The 18,321-nt window shown below is 61.3% G+C and carries 15 protein-coding genes; 9 read left to right on the top strand and 6 right to left on the bottom strand.

The window, feature by feature from the left end; genetic code table 11:
- Positions 1 to 28: 28 nt before the first annotated feature.
- From benB to catA, 3 genes are all read right to left on the bottom strand, one after another.
- Positions 29 to 517 (bottom strand): benzoate 1,2-dioxygenase small subunit, encoded by a 489-nt coding sequence (gene benB / locus R8871_RS26550; RefSeq protein ID WP_175053124.1) that lies wholly within the window; start codon positions 515 to 517, stop codon positions 29 to 31.
- Positions 514 to 1,872 (bottom strand): Rieske 2Fe-2S domain-containing protein, encoded by a 1,359-nt coding sequence (locus tag R8871_RS26545; protein ID WP_175053123.1) that lies wholly within the window; start codon positions 1,870 to 1,872, stop codon positions 514 to 516. The genes benB and R8871_RS26545 overlap by 4 nt, the downstream gene beginning before the upstream one ends.
- Before the next feature lie 113 nt (positions 1,873 to 1,985).
- Positions 1,986 to 2,921, bottom strand: a complete 936-nt coding sequence (gene catA / locus R8871_RS26540) for a catechol 1,2-dioxygenase (protein ID WP_175053122.1) — start codon at positions 2,919 to 2,921, stop codon at positions 1,986 to 1,988.
- A 171-nt stretch (positions 2,922 to 3,092) separates the two neighbouring features.
- Here catA and R8871_RS26535 point away from each other — a divergent pair, with 171 nt between their 5' ends.
- From R8871_RS26535 to R8871_RS26510, 6 genes are all read left to right on the top strand, one after another.
- The gene (locus R8871_RS26535; protein WP_175053121.1) at positions 3,093 to 4,016 is read left to right on the top strand and encodes a LysR family transcriptional regulator; all 924 of its coding nucleotides are present in this window, start codon (positions 3,093 to 3,095) and stop codon (positions 4,014 to 4,016) included.
- 113 nt (positions 4,017 to 4,129) lie between these two features.
- On the top strand, positions 4,130 to 4,357 hold the full coding sequence (locus R8871_RS26530) for a hypothetical protein (RefSeq protein WP_054035211.1): 228 nt from the start codon (positions 4,130 to 4,132) through the stop codon (positions 4,355 to 4,357).
- Positions 4,358 to 4,403: 46 nt separating this feature from the next.
- Positions 4,404 to 5,477 carry a LuxR C-terminal-related transcriptional regulator gene (locus R8871_RS26525; protein ID WP_175053120.1) on the top strand — a complete coding sequence of 358 codons (1,074 nt, stop codon included), beginning with the start codon at positions 4,404 to 4,406 and terminating at the stop codon, positions 5,475 to 5,477.
- Positions 5,478 to 5,824: 347 nt separating this feature from the next.
- The gene (locus R8871_RS26520; RefSeq protein ID WP_175053119.1) at positions 5,825 to 7,606 is read left to right on the top strand and encodes an adenylate/guanylate cyclase domain-containing protein; all 1,782 of its coding nucleotides are present in this window, start codon (positions 5,825 to 5,827) and stop codon (positions 7,604 to 7,606) included.
- A 51-nt stretch (positions 7,607 to 7,657) separates the two neighbouring features.
- Positions 7,658 to 8,893 (top strand): phosphatase PAP2 family protein, encoded by a 1,236-nt coding sequence (locus R8871_RS26515; RefSeq protein ID WP_175053118.1) that lies wholly within the window; start codon positions 7,658 to 7,660, stop codon positions 8,891 to 8,893.
- Positions 8,894 to 8,947: 54 nt separating this feature from the next.
- On the top strand, positions 8,948 to 11,179 hold the full coding sequence (locus R8871_RS26510; RefSeq protein WP_175053117.1) for a S8 family serine peptidase: 2,232 nt from the start codon (positions 8,948 to 8,950) through the stop codon (positions 11,177 to 11,179).
- A gap of 149 nt (positions 11,180 to 11,328) precedes the next feature.
- On the opposite strand, the gene R8871_RS26505 is transcribed toward R8871_RS26510, so the two are convergent.
- A complete protein-coding gene (locus tag R8871_RS26505; protein WP_175053116.1) occupies positions 11,329 to 11,595 on the bottom strand; it encodes a hypothetical protein in 267 nt (88 codons plus the stop codon).
- A 600-nt stretch (positions 11,596 to 12,195) separates the two neighbouring features.
- Here R8871_RS26505 and R8871_RS26500 point away from each other — a divergent pair.
- From R8871_RS26500 to R8871_RS26490, 3 genes are read left to right on the top strand one after another with little or no spacing between them, the layout of a single operon-like run.
- Positions 12,196 to 12,789: a sugar dehydrogenase complex small subunit gene (locus tag R8871_RS26500; protein ID WP_175053115.1), complete on the top strand. Its 594-nt coding sequence runs from the start codon at positions 12,196 to 12,198 to the stop codon at positions 12,787 to 12,789.
- A 2-nt stretch (positions 12,790 to 12,791) separates the two neighbouring features.
- The gene (locus R8871_RS26495; RefSeq protein ID WP_175053114.1) at positions 12,792 to 14,444 is read left to right on the top strand and encodes a GMC family oxidoreductase; all 1,653 of its coding nucleotides are present in this window, start codon (positions 12,792 to 12,794) and stop codon (positions 14,442 to 14,444) included.
- 1 nt (position 14,445) lies between these two features.
- The gene (locus tag R8871_RS26490) at positions 14,446 to 15,966 is read left to right on the top strand and encodes a cytochrome c (RefSeq protein WP_246287740.1); all 1,521 of its coding nucleotides are present in this window, start codon (positions 14,446 to 14,448) and stop codon (positions 15,964 to 15,966) included.
- Positions 15,967 to 15,996: 30 nt separating this feature from the next.
- On the opposite strand, the gene R8871_RS26485 is transcribed toward R8871_RS26490, so the two are convergent.
- Entirely contained in the window at positions 15,997 to 17,430 is a 1,434-nt protein-coding gene (locus tag R8871_RS26485) for an MFS transporter (protein WP_246287739.1), read from the bottom strand.
- A 62-nt stretch (positions 17,431 to 17,492) separates the two neighbouring features.
- Entirely contained in the window at positions 17,493 to 18,317 is an 825-nt protein-coding gene (aroE, locus tag R8871_RS26480) for a shikimate dehydrogenase (RefSeq protein WP_246287736.1), read from the bottom strand.
- Positions 18,318 to 18,321: the final 4 nt, after the last annotated feature.

Raw genomic sequence — 18,321 nt, 5'->3', positions numbered from 1 at the left:
ACTTCCAGTTCCCTCCCGGCGTTCGACATTAAACGTGGTAAATGTCGAGCACCTGGCGGATGTAATCGTTCTTCAGCACAATTTTTTTGCTGGCAATCACCAGGGCGTCGTCGACCTTTCGCAAGGTAACGAACATCGTGCCGAAAAAATGGTCGTTGATTCTGTAGCGATGGCTGAGCGTGTCGAAGTTGTAGCGCACGTCTACTTCGTTGTCGCGTTCAGCCAGCACTTCTACGTTGGTGACGTTGTGACTGGTCCGCGGTTCAGGCATCGACGCGCTACTGCGTTCGGTCTTGATGCGAAACACCCGGTCTTCCAGACCGCCACGGTCCGGGTAATACATCAGCGAGATCTGACTCTCGTGGTCATCGGTGAGCTGGTCGTCGTCGTCCCACGCCGGCATCCAGTAGGTGACGTCCTCGGCATAGCAGGCGAGCCAGTCGTCCCACTGGCGGTCGTCGAGCAGGCGCGCTTCGCGGTACAGCGTGGCGCAGATTTTTGGGTAGTCGAAGCTCATGCTACGGTCTCCTCCTGTTCTTTCTTCAGTGCGTCGCGCATCACCTGTACCCAGTATTCGTGCTGGCACACAAACAGGCCTTCGTCTTCGCTGCGCTCGCCTGAGATGAGCGGCTTCATGCCCATGCTTTTCGCGTTCGCGTCGGGACCTTCAACCCACAAAGGCGCGCCGCGCGAAAGGTCGTTCCACATCGCCGTGGTGCCGGCATAGCCGGCCTGGCAGGCGCGGAACTCTTCAAGGTCATCCGCGGTGCCCATACCCGTGACGTTGAAGAAATCCTCGTATTGGCGAATGCGGGTAGCGCGGTCGGCTGCGCTCTCACCCTTCGGGGCAAAGCAGAAGATGGTGACTTCGGTCTTGTCTACGGCGAGCGGGCGTACTACGCGAATCTGGGTGCTGAACTGGTCCATCAGGAACACGTTCGGATACAGGCACAGGTTTCGAGTCTGGTTGACGATGAAATCCGCTTTTACTTCGCCGACACGTGCCTTGATTTCTTCGCGGTATTGATAAACCGGTCGCACGTCCGGGTTCATCGTCTGGGTCCACAACAGAATGTGGCCGTGGTCGAATCCGTACACACCGGCTACCGATTTGCTCCAGCTGTTTGCATCCACAGCCTTCGTGCCGTCGACCTTGCGGCGGTCCATCGTCGCTGCGTAGTTCCAGTGCACGGTGCTGACGTGGTAGCCGTCGCAGCCGTTTTCCATCTGCATTTTCCAGTTGCCGTCGTAGATGTACGAGGAGTTGCCCCGCAACACTTCCAGCCCGTTCCCGGCCTGGTCCACGATCTGGTCGATGATGACCCTGGTCTCGCCGAGGTAGTCTTCGAGCGGTATTGCGTCCGCGTTGAGGCTGCCGAACAGGAAGCCGCGATAGTTCTGGAAGCGCGCGACTTTCTTCAGGTCGTGCGAGCCATTGGTGTTGAATTGCACCGGGTATTCGGTGGTCTTCACGTCCTTCACTTTCAGCAGCTTGCCCGTGTTAGCGAAACTCCAGCCGTGGAACGGACAGGTGAAGGTGCCTTTGTTGCCGTGCTTTTTCCGGCAAAGCATGGCGCCTTTGTGCGCACAGGCGTTAATGACCGCGTGCAGTTCGCCGCTTTTATCGCGAGTGATCACGATGGGCTGGCGGCCAATCCAGGTGGTGTAGTAGTCGTTGTTGTCGGGAATCTGGCTTTCGTGAGCGAGGTACACCCAGTTGCTCTCGAAGATGTGTTTCATCTCGAGTTCAAACAGATCAGCGTTGGTGAAAATGTCGCGGCGGCAACGGAATACGCCGTTTTGCCCGTCGTCCTGAACGGCGGTATGCAGCAGTTCATCCAGTTGCGAGGCTTTGTCGATAATTGCAGGCATGAGTGCTCTCCCTACGCGTGCACCAGGTGATGGAGCACGCGCATCGGTGTCGAAAGATTCTTGCGAAGGATTGAGCGGCAGCTGGGGTACGGCGTAGCTGCCGCGTTCAGCGTTCAGGCGATAGCAGACGCACGCAGACGGTGGACGGCCTGGTTATCCTTGCCCTGAACCAGCGGAGTCAACTCGATGTTGAACTCGATTTCCTTGTACGCGTCCGCCTTCATGCCCAACGCGATACCGCCGGTCTTTTCGACCACAGGCGGAATCAGATCCTCGCGGGTCGCGTAGGCGAAGTCATCCCAGATCAGCGGGTCGCCCTCGATGTTGATTTGGGTCGTCAGCTTGCGATACTTGTTGCTCGTGACGAAGAAGTGCACGTGCGCCGGACGATTGCCATGGCGGGCGAGCGCGTTCAGCAGTTGTTGGGTCGCGCCCTGCGGCGGGCAACCGTAGCCCACCGGCATGAGCGTACGGAATTCGTACTTGCCGTCGGCACCGGTGCTGATCGCACCGCGCAGGTTGAACTCGCTTTGCGCGCCGGCCGGGTCGAAGTGCGAATAGAAGCCCTTTGAATTAGCGTGCCAGCATTCCACCACGGCACCTGCGACGGGATTGCCGTCCGGGCCGGTCACGGTGCCGCGGATGATCAACGGGCCGGCATCCTCGTCCGGATCGATATCGATTTTCGACACGCCATCGCGCACCGGCGTACCGGCAACATACAACGGACCTTCGATAGTACGCGGTGTGCCGCCGGTGATTTCAGCAGCTTTGTCTTCTGCGTCCATGCGAATGTCGAGATACTTCTCCAGACCGAGACCCGCGGCGAGCAGCGCTGCTTCGCCGTCCTGGCCGAGCTTGTTGAAATAGTGAACGCCGGCCCAGATTTCGTCGGGCGTCATGTCAAGGTCGTCGATGGCCTTGAACAGATCAACCAACAGGCGATGGACAATCTGCTGGGCGCGCGCACTGCCGTCCTGGCCACCGACGTTAGCAGCAGCTTTTAACAGCTCCTGCGCTTCCTTCGTATCGAATACTTTGACGCTCATGTCTGCTCCTGAATCTCTCTTATCTGGGGTAAACCCTCGTTTTGGCGCCCTCTTGGATATGCTTGAAAGGTATAATGGGTGCTGAAACAGAGTGTGAATGCAGAATAGTGGACGCCGGAATGCCCCGTCCAACACTGATTTAGTATTGGTCTATATCTACAGGGTATTGAAATGGAGCTGCGCCATCTTCGCTATTTCGTCGCCGTGGCCGAGGAGCGCAATTTCACGCGCGCGGCACAGCGGCTGAACATGGCGCAACCGCCTCTGAGCCGTCAGATACAGCAACTTGAAGAGATTCTCGAGGTGCAGTTATTCCAGCGCGACTCGCGCCCGTTGAAGCTCACGGAGACGGGTAAATTTTTCTATGCTCATGCCGTCCAGCTGCTGGCTCAGACGTCCGAACTCGAATCAATGACGCGGCGCGTGGGCAACATCGAGCGCAGTCTCTCGGTCGGTTTCGTGGGTTCGACCTTGTACGGCATGCTGCCAAAAATCATCCGGCGCTTTCGCGATGAGAACACGACCGTCGAACTCAGCCTCCACGAGATGTCGACGATGGACCAGATTCGCGCGCTGAAAGACGGTCAGATCGATGTCGGGTTCGGCCGTATCCGGCATGAGGACGCCAACATCCGCCGGGTGATTCTGCGCGAGGAGAAGATGATTGTTGCCTTCCCGGAAGGTCATGCACTCTCATTGGGCAAGCCCGTCCTCGCGCTCAGCGACCTGGTCAACGAGACGCTGATTATTTTCCCCAAGGCGCCGCGGCCCAGTTACGCGGACCAGGTGCTGTCGGCATTCGCGGACCGTGGTCTCAAGCCTCGCCGCATATACGAGGTACGGGAGTTGCAGATCGCGCTCGGCCTCGTCGCAGCGGGGGAGGGAATTTCCGTTGTTCCGAGTAGCGTGTACGGCCTGAAGCGAGACGACGTGAGCTACAAGGAACTGGACGACCCCACGCTGGTTTCGCCAATCATCATGAGCACGCGAATGCTCGACGAGTCGCCGGATCTTCGGGAACTGCTTGAACTCATCTATCGGTTGTACGAGGAGGAGCGGGTGCCTTACGCACCCCGTAACGACGCCGGGCGGTAATACATGCTGACTGTCCGATGCCGCAAGCCAGTGTGAAACATTCCAGGTAGGCTGAAACGATTGACCGTCGTGTACTAGAGTGTATTAACGACGCCTTCAACGGAGGTTCTTCCGTGGATACTCATTCGATTCTGGGCATGATTCACGCAGAAGAGGCTTTGCTGGTCTCCATCGTACGGTCGTTACCACCGGATATCAGACGCGCGGTCGCCAACGATTTTCATGAGCAGGTCGAACTCGCCGGGACTTCGCATCTGAATCCGACAACCGATCGGGAAGCGAGCGACGCGTTCAAGGCACACATGAAGAGGTTGTCGATCATGCTTGCCTCGCTGTCGTGAAGAGAAGCCGATCAGTCCGGGGCGCCACGTGTGGCGTGCACGGCTCATGCTGATCCTTTTCATTGCGCCCGCAGGTTTGTTTCGCGATGGCGTCGCGCGTCTGCTCGGTGACGTGGTGGACGGCGCCGAAGTGAAATGCGCCGACTACACGTTGAGCCCATTCGATAGCGGGCACACGGTCGACGTACTCGTGCTCGACGGTGACTATCTGCCGGAAGCGCTGACTACCGCAAGCGTTTCTCGCCACGGTGCACCCAATCTGCCCGTGCTTGCGCTGCTGACCTCGGTCGATCCTCAGACCGTCGAGCAATTCATCTCGGCAGGCGTTGCAGGTCACCTGGGTAAATCGGAGTCCGCCAATGCACTGGTCAGCGCGCTGCGCCTCCTCGCTGCCGGCGGGCGGCATCTGCCATCGGACATGCGCTTGTCTGCGTCCACTACGGCGTCCACCGCGGCGTCCACCGCGCCCACCCCGGCTACCGCCGGTACCGCTTCCACCGACACGCTGCCAAGGTCCGCCAACGCGGCCGATCCCAATTCCGACTTCCTGACGCCTCGCCAACTGCAAGTGCTGGCGCTCGCGGCGCGCGGCGATTCGAACAAGTCGATTGCGCGGCAGTTGAACATTACGGAAGGAACCGTAAAAGTGCATTTATATACGGTGTACAAAGCACTCAAGGTCGGAAGTCGCGGTCAGGCGAGCGTTGCCGCGGCGCGCTTGCAGAAGATCGGCGATGTGCAACTTCACCATGCGCTGGACGGCCAGCTTTCAATCAGCCGGTTGCTGACTTATACAGCGCCCACCCGTTTTCCATCCGGCCACGTGCTCTTTCACAAAGATGACCGAAGCGATGCGCTTTACTACATGGTGCGCGGAACGGTCATGCTCGAGGAGATCGGCATCGAAGTGGGGCAGGGCACGATACTGGGCGAAATCGGACTCTTCTCTCCGGACCATCGGCGCACGTGCACGGCGCGTTGCAAGAGCGAATGCGAGTTACTGGTGGTTTCGGCGACCGACGCGATGCGACTTTATTACCAGGATCCCGAATTCGCCACCTTTCTGATTCACTTGATTACCCGCCGATTGGAGGCCGATAAGCTGCGCACGAAGCGTTAATGGCGACTATCGAGCGCTTATTGCAGACACGGCATTTCAACGCACTTCGACTTTGGCCGATATCGACTGACATAAAGCGGATGACGGGCAAAAAAAGCCATTTTCTCAATGTGTTTTTGACCTATAACACATACAAATCGCCAGTCCACTGAAGACATCGGCCGCGCGTTCGCGTCGCCCCGTCGGGCGGCGAGATTCACCATTTCGAGCATTTCGGCTCAACGCTGAAAGGTTGCGCTTGCGTGGGCGCAGCTCTTCCGACGTGACATTTGAAAGAATGCGCAGGGACAGTGAAGTCCGTTGCGTATAGGACCGTGCACGCGCAAATAATGGCTTGAATAAACGTGATGGCAGATTTCCCCCATTTACCGGATGGACTGGTTTGTGTCGTTCGCGCCGTGCTGTTTATGGATCTCGTTGAATCCTGCAGGCTGATGCAGGATAACGAGGTCGAAGCAGCGCGACGCTGGCGCGCGTTCAAGGCGCGGATCGAGAATGAGTGGGTGCCTGCGCATGGCGGCCGCCTGATCAGAACTGAGGGCGACGGACTCATGGTCACGTTCGTGCGCCTGCAGGATGGACTCGCCGCGACCTTTGCGATCCAGCGCGCGTCGCGTGAGGTCAACGCCGGAGAGCCGGCGAGCAAGCACATGCTCTTGCGCATGGGCTTACACATCACGGAGTTGTACGAAGACGAGCGTGACGTGTACGGCCGCGGTGTCAACCTGGCTGCGCGCCTGTACACGCTGGCGGGACCGGGAGAGATCGTGGTGTCCGCGCAGGTACGGGATCAGCTCACATCCGAACTGGACGCGGAAATCGACGACCTCGGCGAATGCCATCTGAAGCATTTCGAGCATCCGGTGCATGCCTATCGCATAGGTCCGCCCGGTCCACGTCCGCTGATCGAGCGTGGCGCTGCTTTTTTGCCGGAGCTGCGGCCCACCATTGCGGTGATCCCCTTTATTCTGCGTGGCGGCGAGCTCGAACAGAAGATGCTTGGCGAAGTGCTCGCCGACGAAATCATCTCCTCCTTGTCTCGCACGGCCGAGCTTCAGGTGATCTCGCGTTTGTCCACGACCGCGTTTCGCGAGCGCGGCGCGTCACTCGACGAAATCAGTGGCTTTCTCGGCGCGCGTTACGTACTGTCAGGCGCATATCGCATGTCGGGCGATCAGTTCGTGCTCGTCGCCGAGCTCGCCGAGGCCAAATCGCGGCATATTTTGTGGACTGAGAGCATCAGAGGCCGCACCGCCGAGATCATGCTCGGCGAAGACGAACTGATCGGCCGGGTGGTCGGTGGAGTCAGCAATGCGATCATCAATCGCGAACTGCATCGGGCACGATCGCAGGCGTTGCCCACGCTCGAAATCTCGACACTGCTGATGAGCGCCATCGTGCTGATGCATCGCGGCGTACCGGACGACTTCAATCGCGCGCGGGACATGCTGGACGCGGTGATCGAGCGCGCGCGCAGACAGGCGTTGCCGCATGCATGGCTCGCCAAGTGGCATGTCTTGCGCTTCAATCGCGGCTGGACCGATGACCGCCGCGGCGAGGCAAACGTGGCGCTCGAATGCACGCGGCACGCGCTCGACGCCGATCCGGAATGTTCGCTCGCGTTGACCATCGACGGATTCGTGCACACGAATCTGCTCAAGCAGCTCGACGTCGCGCAGCAACGCTACGCGCTCGCGCTCTCGGTCAATCCCAACGATTCGCTCGCATGGCTGCTCAAAGGCACGTTGCACGCATTTGAAGGCGAGGGCGAGGAGGCTGTTGACGCAACCGAGCGCGCCCTCAGGCTGTCGCCGCTCGATCCCTTGCGCTATTTCTACGAATCGCTCGGCGCCACGGCCGCGCTATCCGCAGGCCGTTACGAACGTGCGGTGGAACTGGCGCAACGGTCTCTGCGGGTGAACCGTACCAATACGTCCACGTTACGCGCGCTGGCGATCGCGCAGTCGCTGCTCGGCGACGTAGACGCGGCGCGCTTGACGGTCGGCGAAGTGCTGGCCATCGAGCCGACGCTGACCGTGCAACGTTATCTCGAACGCTCGCCTAGCGGCGCGTACAAGACCGGCAAGATCTGGTCGGAGGCACTCCGTCAGGCGGGATTGCCTGGCTAGACAGAAGAAGCAATGAATGCGGTGCTGGATCCCTGAGAGAGGAGACATATCGTGAGCGGACTTGGCGGTGCGGGTGGGGCAGGCGGTGCAGGTGGAGCGGGTGGTGCAGGTGGTGCGGGCGTTCCGCCCGGAGGGGGCGGCGCGGGTGGCGTCTATGACGTGGGCGGTGGCGGTTCGGGCGACCCGCGGCTTCTCGCGGAAGCGCTGATCGGACACCGCGACGGGATCGTGGGCAGTTGGCGGCCTCCGGAACTCGTCACGCTCAACTTCGATAATCAGAAACTGCAGGATCTCCCTACCGCGCCCGCGCTCGACGATCCCGCTCAACTGTGGCGATGGGAGCCCTGGGTGCGCGCGACGGTGCTCGATTTCGAACTGCTGTCCAGTCTGCATTTTTCGTTTCCCGACCCTGCTACCGCCCTGCTGTCTCACCGGGCAAGCGCGCAAGGCGGCCCGGACGTGGAGATCGTCTCCTTGAGCCGCCCGGGCGTGGAAGTTTTCACGAAACAGCTCGACTGGCTGGACTTCTATTCGGACCTGCGCGAGGACCGCACCGCGGAGATACTGTGTCAGATGGGGCCGCAAGTGGCGTTCTGGAGCACCCTCATCTTTCTGCAACCGAGCCGCACGCCGAAGACGCTCGAACTGCTCGATACCGCCGTGCGATTGGCGATCTTCGCGGAAATTCGCTTCAAGCATGCGATCGCGGCGCAAAGGCCGATCGAGTACTCGACTCAGGTCCAGCCGATGATCCAGACGCCGGGGCATGGCTCGCTTCCGAGCGGCCATTCGACTCAGGCGTTCGTTATCGCGGTGGTGCTGTGCGCCTTGTTCAATCAGGTGCCGGGCTCCGTATTCCAGCAGCAGGCAATGAGGCAGGCGTACCGTGTCGCGGTGAATCGCACGGTGGCGGGAGTGCATTTTCCGATCGACAGCATTGCGGGGCACGTGCTCGGTACGTCACTCGGGGAATATTTTGTCGCGCGATGCAAGATTGGCGGCAACGGCATGATTACTCGGCGCTATTTCAAGGGAAAGGATATCAACGTCGATGCTCCGCACGGCAACCCGGATTTCGACTATCACGAGCCGCTGAGCGATGACGATGTCAAGGCTTATGTCGCGAGTTCGGGCTTGACTAAGGCAGAGGTGCGAGCCTACTTCTCGTACATCGACTGGGAGTCTACGGAAACGGCCGTGGATGGATCCGACATTCTCTCGTGGCTATGGAATCAGGCGGAGAGCGAGTGGACGGGTAAGAGTCTCCAGAACACGCGTTTGCCGTAAGCCTGTCGATGCGTGCAGAAAAGATGACGTACGAGATGGCATACGAGGTGGCATATGAGCTGGCAATCTTTGGCGGGCGGCGGCGCGTGGAGCGGTCTCAACTGGATCGGACGCGCTGCTAACAGCACCCGCGCCGACCCCTATCTGGCGTGGGCGGACACAACGGCGTTTGCGCACCTTGGTGGGGAACCCACGTGGGTGCGCGTCATTCTCGAACTGGAAGCGCACTGGCCAGCAGCGGCCGCTACGCCCCTTACCGCGCAGACGTTCGCGGAGAGTCTGGAAAACGCGAACGCCGCGTGGAAGAAGTGGATTCAGGTATCGACCGTGTATCGCTTTCCGCCGCATGATCTGGAAGCGTCGCGCTTCCTGACGGCGATCGTGACAAACCAGTTCTTCACCGAAATCGATGGCGCCATGAAGGGTGTCGTGAAGCGCTTCGAACTCGGAATGCCGATCGCTCCGGGCGACGCGATGGCGTCGTTGGCTCCAGGTTCCGAAGCGCTGGTGCCGGGCACGGCGCCCGTTTTCGGTCCCGTCGCTCCAGCGGGCGCAGCGGTCACTGACGCGCCGCACGCCGTGTTCATGGGCGTCATGGACGACGGTCTGGCGTTCGCTCACGAACGCTTTCGCTCCGCCGCAGATATTCCGTTGACCCGCATCGAATACTTCTGGAATCAGGATGACGCGGCGGCAGCGCCGCTCGGCGTGCACTACGGGCGGGAGCTAGCCAGCGGCGACATCAACGGCTTGCTCAAGCAGTGCGTGAGCAACGGACTTCTGGATGAAGACGCAGTGTATCGGCTCAACGGTTACGTCGGGGCGCGCAAACGCTGGGCGCACGGCACGGAGGTGATGGATCTCGCGTGCGGCGTGAGGCACAACAAGATCGATGCCGCCGCGTTGACCCTGGAAGGGGAGCGCACGGGAACCGTTCAACCGCCGCGTATCCTGTGCGTCCAGTTCAAGACCGCAGGGCGAACGATTCGCGACACGTCCGGCCTCTGGTTCGCCGTTCACGCACTCGACGCGATCCGCTACCTCCTGCGTCGCGCCGACGATCTGGCCGATGGCGCGGGGTACTCGGTGGTGCTCAACCTGAGCTACGGCTATATGGCGGGTCCGCACGACGGCAGTTCGATCATTGAAAGCGCGATGGATGAACTGATCGGTCTGCATCGCGATCTATCCATCGTCGTACCCGCGGGAAACAGCAATACGCTGCGCTGTCACGCGGATCTCCCGATCGCGAAAGGAACGTCGAGCCCGATCACGTGGCGCGTCCTGCCCGATTGCGCAACGCCTGGTTTTCTGGAGATATGGTTACCTGAGGATGTCGATGCATCCAACCTGACCGTTCAGATCACGCCGCCGGGGGGAGACGGGAGCCCTGCGTTTCCTGTCGAACATCTCTACACATGGCAACCGGGGCGCAATGTGCTGTGCACGGCGGTCTATCTGGATCGCGTCGCGACGGGGCACTGCAAGATGATCCTGATCGCACTCGCCCCTACGACGATGAATCAGCTTCAGCGCGATCCGGCGCCGGCGGGCAACTGGACCGTGACGCTTGCGAACGGGTCGCGCGACGATCTGGAGATTCATGCGTGGGTGCAGCGTAACGAAACGGCCTATGGCTATCCACTGCGAGGGCGTCAGTCGCGCTTCGAGGATCTGGCGTACAAGCGGTTTGTTTTTGGAGCTCACGTGCGGGATTTCGACGAAGACAAAGCGTCGACGTGGATCAAGCGTGGCGGCACACTGAGTTCCATTGCGACCGGCGAGCATACCGTCGTGGTCGGCGCCTATCGCAGGACTGACGGACGCGCGGCGACCTACTCGTCGACCGGACCTTCTCTTCTGGCGGCGAAGCGATCGGGTCCGGATGCGGCAGCGGTCAGCGAAGACTCCGTCGCATGCGCAGGCGTGCTGGCTGCGAGTACGCGCAGTGGCTGCGTCGTTGCGTTGAGCGGAACCAGCGCCGCGGCGCCGCAGGTGGCCCGCTTGCTGGCGAGGCAAAAAATCATCGAGTACGCTAATGGCTTGCAGCCCAACACGTTCACGCCTCAGCCTTCCGCTCGCGTGTGGGTCGAAACCGAGGCGGATTCCCTTGATCCAGAGCCGGCCACGTTGGCACCTCATCTGCTAGGGCCATGCTTCGGCACGTTGAATCCACCGCCGGTGCCGCTCGGTCAACATGCTTATGTGCCGCGTCTGCTTGAGATTCGGGCAGGCTCTGGCAGGTTGCCTTCGCCGCGCTGGAAGAAACGCGGTATCAAGCTGTAGCGAAGCCATAGCGCGACGAGTGCCGGGTCTTGTTTGCCCGGCCCTCGTCGCGTGTCACGTGCGTAACGTGCGCCACCAGCGTCACCAGCGTCACATAGGTCAACTGCATCACGTGCGTCCGCTGCCGGTCTCCGGAGCGGACCGAGCGATCATTGACCTCCCTTGAAAAGCTGCTGGAGCCTCGCCGCCTCGCCGTTCTGCTGCGAGCGCACGAGGTCCTGGTAGACATCGGCGCGGGTTTTACCCTGCTGAGTCGCGGCGCCGCCCGACATCGAGTTGGTCGACATGTCTGGTCCTTGCGAACTGTTCATGATTTCGGTTGCCGTTGGTGGCTGTTGCGCGGTAGTGTCTTGCGCGTTTGCCTGCCATGAGCACGCGCAGAGCATGCCGCTGACCAGTAGAAGTGCTGTCTTCATTTTGACTCTCCTTTAGAAGTGGCGGCGCCTGCACCCACTGCGCCGAACCGAAGCGCCGATGTGCGCCGTGTCCAGGGAGAAAGCGGGTCGCTCCGTGGAACGGAGTGAGTGCGATCGGGCGAGGTAACAGAGACGCTTAGGCTGATTGCAGTATGTGTGTCTGGCATAGGCCGGGCTATATGCCATTGGTGATAGACGACGAAGGACGCGCGGCACGCCGGCTACTACCTGTCCCGCCAGACGCTCGGCATGGGAATGGCGCTGCACAGCGGCGCTACGAACCCGAAACATAAGCTGTACTGCCTATATCGCCCAGCGTCTGGTTTGGCCACAAACCTTGCTGCGACAAACCGGTGTTTGATCTGACGGTTCCCGTTTCATCCTCTTCTGGACAATCTTTGCAAAAAGCACAATGATGTTTTGAGCAATGAGTTCACTTCATGGGATCGGTTCCAGTCTAATATCCGCTGGCCCTTTCATGCTGTGCTGTGCTGTGCGTAGCGCTGGGCCGGGCCGGGCCGGACTTCGGACTCATCTATAGTCCGCTGATAACCGTCGACTGAGAGCGAGCCGAAATTGATCGATAAGAACCTGGTGCCAATGAACCGAGCGACCGGCGAAGAGATTGATCACGCGTTGGTCGATAGCGTGTCGCGCCGGACGATGCTCAAGACATTTGCCATCGCCGCGCAACTTGCGTTTCTCTCGCCCATCGCCGCGTTCGCGCAGCCCTCAGTCCGGGAGACGGACTTCCTTGCACTATCCAAGGCGCTCACCGGCCACGGCTCGATGAATCCAGTCGTCGGCAAGCGTTTATACGCGGCGCTTGTCGCGAGCGATAGCACTTTCGCCGACCGTGCGGCCAGGCTGATGGGACTGATGGAAGCAGGGCAGACGCCGCAGCAGTTACTCGCGCGGGCGAGTGGGGCGGGCCTGCAGGACGCGGTGCAGGCGATCGTCGCGGGCTGGTATACAGGGACCGTCACGCACGGCAACCAGTCGCAGTTGATTGCTTACGACGACGCATTGATGTACAGCACGGTCAGCGACGGCCTCACTGTGCCGACGTACTGCTCGAACGGTCCGCTGTGGTGGTCAAAAGCGCCGCCCGCTGCCGGCGTCATCACGCCCGCCGAGGCCGCCAAAGCGCGTCTCGCACCGGCCCCTGCGCCCGTCACGAACAAGCAGGCCTGACCATGAGAACGCCCACTATTTCTGCCAATGGCGATGTGGCCGCGGACGTGGTCATCGTCGGTTCCGGCGTGGTCGGCGCGCTCATGGCCGACCAACTGGTTCGCCAGGGGTATTCGGTTGTGATTCTCGAGGCGGGTTTGCGCATTGAGCGTGCAACCGCGGTCGAGAATTGGCGCAACATGCCGTTCCCGAATCGGGTCGGCTCGGATTTTCAAGGTCTTTATCCGCAGGCGAAGGCCGCGCCCGCGCCGCTGTATTTCCCGCCAAACGATTACGTCGCCTTGAGCGGCCCTAGCGGAGGAAGTTTCAAGCAAGGCTACCTGCGCACCGTGGGCGGCACCACGTGGCACTGGGCCGCGTCATGCTGGCGCCATCTACCGGTGGATTTCCGCATGAAGTCGACCTACGGTGTCGGCCGCGATTGGCCGATTTCCTACGACGACCTCGAACCCTACTACTGTCGCGCTGAAGAAGAACTCGGCGTTGCGGGTCCGAACGACCCGTCGCGTCAGTCGCCGACTGAACGCAGCCGTCCCTATCCGATGGATATGGTGCCGTGGGCATACGGCGACACGCGCTTTGCCGAAGTCGTCAATGCATACGGCTATCGCTCGATTCCGATTCCGCAGGCGCGCAGCACGCGGCCTTGGAACGGCCGGCCGACCTGTTGCGGCAACAACAATTGCCAGCCGATCTGTCCGATTGGTGCAATGTATAACGGCATCCATCACGTGCAAAGCGCCGAACATCACGGCGCCAGGGTGCTCGCGGAGTCGGTCGTCTACAAGATCGATACCGACGAACACAACAACGTCACCGCCGTGCATTTCTACGACGCGAAGCGTCAATCTCACGAGGCCAAAGGACGTGCGTTCGTGCTCGCGTGCAACGGTATCGAGACACCGCGCCTGCTGCTGCTCGCCGCGAATGCACGCAATCCGAACGGGATTGCGAACGCGTCCGGCCAGGTCGGGCGGAACATGATGGATCACTCGGGCTTTCACTGCACGTTCCTCGCCAACGAGCCGCTATGGTTCGGCCGCGGGCCCGCGCAGAGCAGTTGCATTGTCGGTCCGCGCGACGGTGCGTTCCGTTCGAAGTATTCGTCGAACAAGATGATCCTGAATAACATCTCGCGCGTGGGTCCGGCCACCGATCAGGCGCTCAAGCTTGGGCTGGTTGGCAAGGAACTCGATGACGAAATTCGCCGCCGCGCGATTTTCGGTGTCGATCTGTCGATCAGTCTCGAACCGTTGCCCGATCCGAACAACCGTCTTACGTTGAGCAGGACGCGGCGCGATCCGCTTGGACTTGCCTGTCCCGACATCCATTACGACGTCGGCGACTACGTGCGCGACGGCGCAACCGCGGCGCATGCGCAACTCGAACATATCGGCAAGCTGTTCGGCGCGGTGGAGTTCGAGATCACCACGAGCCTGAACGCGAACAACCACATCATGGGCGGCACGATCATGGGTTCCGATCCGAAAGACTCGGTGGTCGATGGCGACTGCCGCGCGCACGATCACGCGAACCTGTGGTTGCCGGGCGGCGGCGCGATGGCCTCGGCCTCGGTGGTGAACACGACGTTGTCGATGGTGGCGCTCGGCATCAAGGCGGCTGATTCGATCCAGAAGACCTTGCGGCAGGCCTGAGATGAATCAGCGATTTTTCAGCGTTCATCATGGTTTCGACCCGGCGGCGAAGAATGGCCGCGCACTGATCGTGTGCGCAGCGTTGAGTCTGGCGGGTGCCGTGAGCACGCACGTCACGACGGCCATGGCACAGCAGGTCGCCAATTCGGTGACGTCCGCGCCCGCGCCGAACACTGAAGCAGCGCTCATTAGCCAGGGTCGTTTGCTGGCGATCGCGTCGGACTGCATGGCTTGCCATACGGTCACGGACAAAGGCCGTGAGTTTGCGGGTGGTTACGGCATCGTCTCGCCGATGGGGACGATCTATTCGACCAACATCACGCCGTCGAGACGCGCGGGCATCGGCAACTATACCGAAGCGCAATTCGCCCGCGCGTTGCGCGAGGGCGTTCGAGCCGATGGCGCGCATCTCTATCCGGCGATGCCGTACACCGCCTACACGGGCATGACCGATCAGGACGTGCATGCCCTTTACACCTACTTCATGAAGGGCGTCGAGCCGGTCGACGAGGTTCCGTCGAAAACCGCGTTGCCGTTTCCATTCAGCATCCGGCAGTCGATGATCGTCTGGAACCTGCTGTTCCTGAAAGACCGCCGCTTTGCAGTGGACCCGCAAAAGAGCGTGGAATGGAATCGCGGCGCCTATCTGACCAACGTGCTCGCGCATTGCAGCGCATGCCATACGCCGCGCAATATGCTGATGGCCGAGGACCTGGACCGGGGCTTTAGCGGCGCGCAACTCGGTCCGTGGTTCGCACCGAACATTACGTCCGATCCGGTAAGCGGAATCGGTGCATGGAGCGATGCGGAAATCGTCGACTATCTGAAGACAGGGCACGTAATCGGCAAGAACCAGGCGGCCGGCGGTATGGCCGAAGCGGTACAGAACAGTCTGCAGTTTCTGTCCGCCGCCGATCTGCAATCTATCGCGGTCTACCTGAAGAGCACGGCGCCGATCCGGACATCAGGCGAGAGCCGGCCGGCATTCGGCATCGCCGGGCGCGGCGGCGATGAAGCGTCGCTGCGCGGCACGTCAAGCCAGAATAGCGTCGAAGCGCCGCGTTCCGGCGCTGCGCTTTTTAGCGGCTACTGCGCGAGTTGCCATCGTCCGGATGGCGCCGGCAGCACAGACCAGAGCTATCCCTCGCTCTTCCATAACACGGCGACCGGTGGTCTGAATCCGTCGAACCTGGTCGCGGCGATCCTGCACGGCGTCGATCGCAAGGTCGGCGATCAGCACGTGTTGATGCCGGGTTTCGGTGACGATTCCTTTGTTCAGCCGCTGACCGACGAGCAGATTGCCGCGATCTCGAACTACGTACTGCAACGCTTCGGCAATTCGAACGTGACGGTCTCGGCGAATGACGTCGCCGTGGCGCGCAAGGGCGGTCAATTGCCGTTCCTCGCATGGGCGCAGCCGTTTCTCCCGGTCGCCGGCATTGCGGTGCTCGCCATACTGGCGATCGGGTTTCTATGGGGCAAGCGGCGCAGCCGTCGTCTGACGGCACAGTCTTCGCGATAAGCCCTGCGAGGGCTTATCTGATTGCTGTGATCAGGAATGTTGAGTAATCGGCCGGTTGACCGGCTTGATTGGCGTGTCAGCGGCGTCGCGCAAATCGTCGAGATCGCGCCCGCGTGTTTCCGGTGTGTAGTAGGTCGTCACCACGCCGATCAGGCTGAGAATCGCGACGTAACTGGCAAGCGGAATCCACGCCAGAATCGTGCCCTCGTGTCCACCCCAGTGCAGCGTCGCCCAGGCGATCATGGATGCGCCGACGAGCGGCGCCACGCCGCCTGCGATGACGGCCGATACTTCGCGTCCCACCGCCACGCCGGCATAGCGATGCTGCGCGCCGAAGAGTTCCGGCAGCAGCGCGCCCTGCGTCGCGAACATGCCCCAGACGCCGGCCAACGCAACGCACAATATCGCAATGCTTGCCGTTGCGTTGCCGAGGCTCAGCACCCACCAGGTTGGATAGGCCAGCAGCAATTGATAGACAGCGAAGGCGCGATAGACGGGGATGCGCCCGAACCGGTCGCTCGCCATGCCCGCCAGCGGAATGATGACCGCTCCCGAGGCGCCCGCGAGCAGCAGGGCGATCGGGCCGATCTGGCCTTTGAGGCCGGTTGCGGTCGCGATATAGCTGATTGCGAGTGACTGATAGATTGACGAGCCGCCGTTCTCGGCCATGCGCATGCCGATGACCTTGAGAAGCGTCGGCTTCGAATGCTGGATGAGGTGCCTCAACGGATTTTCGTTGACCTCGCTGCGCGCTTCGAGTTTGGCAAACGAGGGCGACTCCTTGAGCTTCAGCCGGATCCAGATCGCCACCGCAATGATCACGGCGCTCAGCAGGAACGGCACACGCCACAGCCAGCTTTGCGAAAGATCCTCCACGCGGACCAGCGCGAAGTAGATCGCTGCCGCCATCACGGTGCCGAGCAGCACGCCCATGAACGGCAACGCAGCGAAATAGCCGCGACGTTTGGCCGGCGCATACTCGGCCATCAACACGGCAGCGCCTGCCTGTTCAGCGCCGGCGCCCAGGCCCTGCAGCAGGCGGCACCCTACGAGCAGGATCGGCGCCCAGATGCCTGCGGACGCATAGGTGGGCAAAAAGCCGATGAGCGTGCTTGCGATGCCCATCAGCAGGATCGTCGCCATCAGGACGAACTTGCGTCCATAACGGTCGCCGAGCGTGCCGAAGATGATGCCGCCCACCGGCCGGATGGCGAAGCCCAGAAAGTACGCGCCGAAGCTCGCGATCAGTCCGATCGCCGGCGTGCTCGACGGAAAGAAGAGCGGCCCGAAGATCAGCGCCGAGGCGAGGTTGTATAGCGCGAAGTCATAGTATTCGAGCGCGCTGCCGAGCGACGCCGCCCACGCGGCGCGATACAGGTCGGCGTTCGTGACTTCGTGCTTGCCGGCGCCGGCGGTATGACCCGTGTCGCGCGGGTCCGTCGCAACGGTGTGCTGATGTTTCATCTTGTCGTCTCCTCCAATCGGGATGCCATTCGGGTCGCTTCACTCGTGACCCGAACGGTCCTCTAGCCCACGCGCGCAATCTCGTCGAGCAAAGCCGTACTCATCGTCTCGAGCGGCGCGGGTTTGCCTGTGTACAGTTCGATCTGGCCGCAGAATTGATGCAGCAGCATCCGCGTGCCATCGACAACGCGGCAGCCGAGCTCAGCGGCTTCGCGAATCAGTCTGGTGCGCACGGGGATAAACGCTGCGTCCATCACGAACAGATGCGGCGCAAGTTGTTCGGGCTTCAGCGGATTGACGTCGGGCGCACGGAAACCGGCGGCCGTCGCATTGACCACACCGTCAAAACCGGCCGCAGCGAAATCATTCAGATCACCGCCGAAAGCGAGACCGAAGTGGCGGGCCAGTTCTTCTCCACGCGACGCCGTGCGGTTGAACACGGTGAGCTCCGCGCCGGCGCGTTGCACACCCCAGGCGATCGCGCGCGCTGCGCCGCCCGCGCCGAGTAGCGCGATGCGGCGGCCCGGCAGCGCGGTCACTTCCTCGAGCGCGCGCACCGCGCCCGTGCAGTCGGTGTTGTAGCCGGTCAGATGGCCGTCGCGATTGTCGATCGTGTTCACGGCGCCGATTTCGCGCGCCGTTTCGTCGAGTGCGTCGAGGTAGGGAATCACGGCCTGTTTGTGCGGCATCGTCACATTCAAGCCGCGAATGCCGAGCGTGCGCATCGCGTTTATCGCGCCGGCGATATCCTCCACGCCGAAGCTCACGAAGGTGTAGTCGACGCCCAACGCCCGATAAGCCGCATTGTGCACCTTGACGTTGAACGTGAAGGGCTGGCCGGCGAGCGAGCCGCATAGCGTCGGAATCGAGTGAGGCATGAAAGGCATGTAC

The organism is Paraburkholderia sediminicola, from assembly GCF_902859805.1.
Lineage (GTDB): Bacteria > Pseudomonadota > Gammaproteobacteria > Burkholderiales > Burkholderiaceae > Paraburkholderia > Paraburkholderia sediminicola.
Note: the sequence above shows the minus strand (reverse complement) of the source record. Positions and strands in the feature narration are given on the sequence as shown.

Bases quoted from the DNA above. Each gene is read 5' to 3' on its own strand.
- aroE (WP_246287736.1), bottom strand. From the start codon at position 18,317: ATGCCTTTCATGCCTCACTCGATTCCGACGCTATGCGGCTCGCTCGCC.
- R8871_RS26495 (WP_175053114.1), top strand. From the start codon at position 12,792: ATGAGAACGCCCACTATTTCTGCCAATGGCGATGTGGCCGCGGACGTG.
- benB (WP_175053124.1), bottom strand. From the start codon at position 517: ATGAGCTTCGACTACCCAAAAATCTGCGCCACGCTGTACCGCGAAGCG.
- R8871_RS26535 (WP_175053121.1), top strand. From the start codon at position 3,093: ATGGAGCTGCGCCATCTTCGCTATTTCGTCGCCGTGGCCGAGGAGCGC.
- R8871_RS26545 (WP_175053123.1), bottom strand. From the start codon at position 1,872: ATGCCTGCAATTATCGACAAAGCCTCGCAACTGGATGAACTGCTGCAT.
- R8871_RS26510 (WP_175053117.1), top strand. From the start codon at position 8,948: ATGAGCTGGCAATCTTTGGCGGGCGGCGGCGCGTGGAGCGGTCTCAAC.
- R8871_RS26505 (WP_175053116.1), bottom strand. From the start codon at position 11,595: ATGAAGACAGCACTTCTACTGGTCAGCGGCATGCTCTGCGCGTGCTCA.
- catA (WP_175053122.1), bottom strand. From the start codon at position 2,921: ATGAGCGTCAAAGTATTCGATACGAAGGAAGCGCAGGAGCTGTTAAAA.
- R8871_RS26485 (WP_246287739.1), bottom strand. From the start codon at position 17,430: ATGAAACATCAGCACACCGTTGCGACGGACCCGCGCGACACGGGTCAT.
- R8871_RS26490 (WP_246287740.1), top strand. From the start codon at position 14,446: ATGAATCAGCGATTTTTCAGCGTTCATCATGGTTTCGACCCGGCGGCG.
- R8871_RS26525 (WP_175053120.1), top strand. From the start codon at position 4,404: ATGCTGATCCTTTTCATTGCGCCCGCAGGTTTGTTTCGCGATGGCGTC.
- R8871_RS26500 (WP_175053115.1), top strand. From the start codon at position 12,196: ATGAACCGAGCGACCGGCGAAGAGATTGATCACGCGTTGGTCGATAGC.
- R8871_RS26520 (WP_175053119.1), top strand. From the start codon at position 5,825: ATGGCAGATTTCCCCCATTTACCGGATGGACTGGTTTGTGTCGTTCGC.